Here is a 3078-nt window from a genome sequence, read left to right on the forward strand (position 1 = left end):
GTGTGAGCGTCAGGTCAACCGTCTGCTGCATTGAAACCTGCTTTCTACGCGAGACCGGGTTAGCCGCCGCAACCGGACGCCAGGGACGCACGAACGCGAATTCGGCGACGTCCTGGCGCGGCCAATCCAGTCCCGGGCACGCTTGCCGCGGCGACCGGACCTGGATCAATCGACGCAGCCGTCAAGGCCGTTCCCGGTCTCATTGCTGCTATCGACGGAGCACGTGGTGATCCGGATGATCTGTATCTGACCACGAACACGGAACGCGGCCTGGCAAACAAGGTCTGGCCAACCGATAGAGAAACAATGCCGGTAGGTACCGGACAAAGCACCGCCCCAATCTCGCACTTTCCTTCGATGGTTCTTTGAACCTGTCGCTTTGGGACTATGACTCAGGTTCGCGGGACGATCTGCTCGGGTCTATCACTGTGAAAGAATCTGAACTCGGCAACGAGTTGCTGAAGAAAGCTGCCTCAGATATCGAAGGTTCTATTTATTACGTTCACTGTCGGGTTCATTGAGCGGCAAACAGGACCGCCCTCCTTCGCCACTAAAGCAAGCAATGCGTCCGGTCCGGCGCAAAAGCCCATCAAATGACGGTGTCCCGCCCGAATAGGGACACCGTTCACGCTGCACTGCTCCGGTCGCTCAATTTGAGCACGGGCGCGGTCACCTGAAGCATCGTTTCATTCAAGTAGCGTCCGGCGGGTCTGTACGGACTGTTCCCTGCAAGCAAGCTCTCCCCAATAACGCCCGCCAATCGCAACGATTAACGATAAGCATTTCACAACCTTATCTATGGCGTGCGAATATCGACGCCAACAAAACGATAGGAAGGATCGGGGAATGTCCATGCTGAAAAACCTCCGTACCGGCACGCGAGTCGCGAGCGGCTTTGCGCTCGTGCTGCTCGTGCTCGTCGCGCTGACTCTGGTCGGCATCGTACGTGTCAACATGATCAACGCGAGCCTGGCGACGATCAACGACGTGAACAGTGTCAAGGAAACGTATGCCATTGCATTCCGCGGCAGCGTGCACGACCGGGCGATCGCGGTGCGCGATGCGGTACTCGTGCCGCCTGCCCAGGTGGACGGCGTCGCAAATCACATAGATGCGCTTGAATCCGACTATAAGCAAGCCGCCACGCCACTCGACGCAATGGTCTCGGATCGCACCAAGGCCTCCGATGAAGAGCGCGCAATTCTCGCAAAAATCGAAGTTGACGAGGCACGCACGATGCCGCTGATCGCCGACGTACTGGCGAAGCGCGAGGCCGGCGACCAGGCCGGCGCGCAGCAGGTCGTGCTCGATTCCGCCGCTCCAGCTTTCGTCGATTGGCTCAATGACGTCAACCGCTTCATCGATCTCGAAGAGAGACTGAATCAGATCCAGGCGCAGACGGCGCGCAACGTCGGCCGCACATTCGAGTTGCTGATGATCGCGCTCACCGCTGCGGCGATAGCGATCGGATCGGTGATCGCCTGGCTCATCACGCGGTACATCACAAAGGCGCTCGGCGGCGAGCCCAACGATGTGCGCCGGCTTGCCGATGCGATCCGCGATGGCTCGCTGGTCCACGAGGTGCACGTGCGACCGGGCGACACCGACAGCATCCTCGCGACGATGGACCGCATGCGAAACGCGCTGCGCGAGGTCGTCGAAGGTGTGCGCACGCATGCCGATGGCGTACTCAGTGCGAGCCTGCAAATCTCGAACGGTAACGCGGATCTGTCGACCCGCACCGAATCGCAGTCAGCGTCGATCGAGGAGACATCCGCCTCGATGCAGCAATTGACGGACACCGTGAGACAGAACACGTCCAGCGCGAAACAGGCAAGCGGTCTCGCAACGACGGCGGAGAATGTCGCCGCGCGCGGCAGCGACAGCATGACCGACGTCGTGGAGACGATGGACGGCATCTCCGCCGCCTCGGCACGGATCGGCGACATCATCTCCGTCATTGAAGGCATCGCGTTCCAGACCAACATTCTCGCGCTCAACGCGGCCGTCGAGGCGGCGCGGGCCGGTACCCAGGGACGCGGTTTCGCGGTAGTCGCGACCGAAGTGCGCTCCCTCGCGCAACGCGCGGCGACGGCGGCGAAGGAGATCAAGGAACTGATCGAAAATTCAGTGCGGCGCGTCCATGAGGGCTCAGAGAAGGTTCGAGAAGCCGGAGCGACGATGGACGAAATCCTGCGCGCAGTACGCCAGGTCAACCAGATCATGGGCGAGATCGCGGAGGCTTCCGATGTGCAGAACGACGGCATCGAGCAGGTCGGGCGCGCAATTGCACACATCGACGACGCAACGCTTCAGAACGCCACGCTGGTCGAACAGGCCGCGGCAGCGGCACATACGCTGAAGGAGCAGGCACACGCGCTGTACGGCGCAGTCGCGGTGTTCCGGGTCGGCGACGCCGCAAACGGTGTAATCCGCGAGGCGGCCTGATCCTATCGGATCAATACGTAGATTAAATTTCACAACTTCGGCGGTACCAGCCATAGTGTTGCCCCAAAGCTCGACCGCAGTAAGCCAGCGGCAAACAACACTCGCGTAACTGGAACCGGTATGAATCGTGAACAGCAATCCCTGCGCCAATCCGACTACGACATGTCGGACCAAACCGGCCACCCGCCTGACATTCTGGCGTCGCTTCTCGGCAAGGCGGACGTGGCAATCCACGGTGACCGTGGTTGGGACATTCAGGTTCGCGATCGGGAAGTCTACAAGCGCGTCTTTTCGAGTTGGTCCCTTGGCCTCGGCGAGTCGTATATGGATGGTCAGTGGGATTGCGACCAACTCGACGAATTGTTCACGAGGCTGCTCCGTACCGATATCGATTCGGCGGCGGTCGGCATCTCGAAGATTCGACTCGTCTTCGAGTATCTCCGCCATCGCTTTTTTAACCTGCAATCGAAAGACCGCGCATTCCAGGTAGGCGAGCGTCACTACGACGCAGGAAACGATGTATTCGAGGCTATGCTGGACAGTCGCATGATCTATTCATGCGGCTATTGGGAAACCGCCAAAGATCTGGAACAGGCGCAGTTTGACAAACTCGATATGATTTGTCGCAAG

Annotated in this window: 2 protein-coding genes; both read left to right on the forward strand. The window is 59.8% G+C overall.

Annotated features, from left to right (window positions below; translation table 11 throughout):
* Nucleotides 1–846: 846 nt before the first annotated feature.
* Nucleotides 847–2448 carry a methyl-accepting chemotaxis protein gene (locus QOC89_RS08980; RefSeq protein WP_323044700.1) on the forward strand — a complete coding sequence of 534 codons (1602 nt, stop codon included), beginning with the start codon at nt 847–849 and terminating at the stop codon, nt 2446–2448.
* 120 nt (nt 2449–2568) lie between these two features.
* The coding region (locus QOC89_RS08985; RefSeq protein ID WP_416340379.1) for a class I SAM-dependent methyltransferase at nt 2569–3078 on the forward strand (510 nt) is incomplete at its 3' end.

The organism is Paraburkholderia sp. (genome assembly GCF_034668105.1).
In the GTDB taxonomy this organism is placed as follows: Bacteria; Pseudomonadota; Gammaproteobacteria; order Burkholderiales; family Burkholderiaceae; genus Paraburkholderia.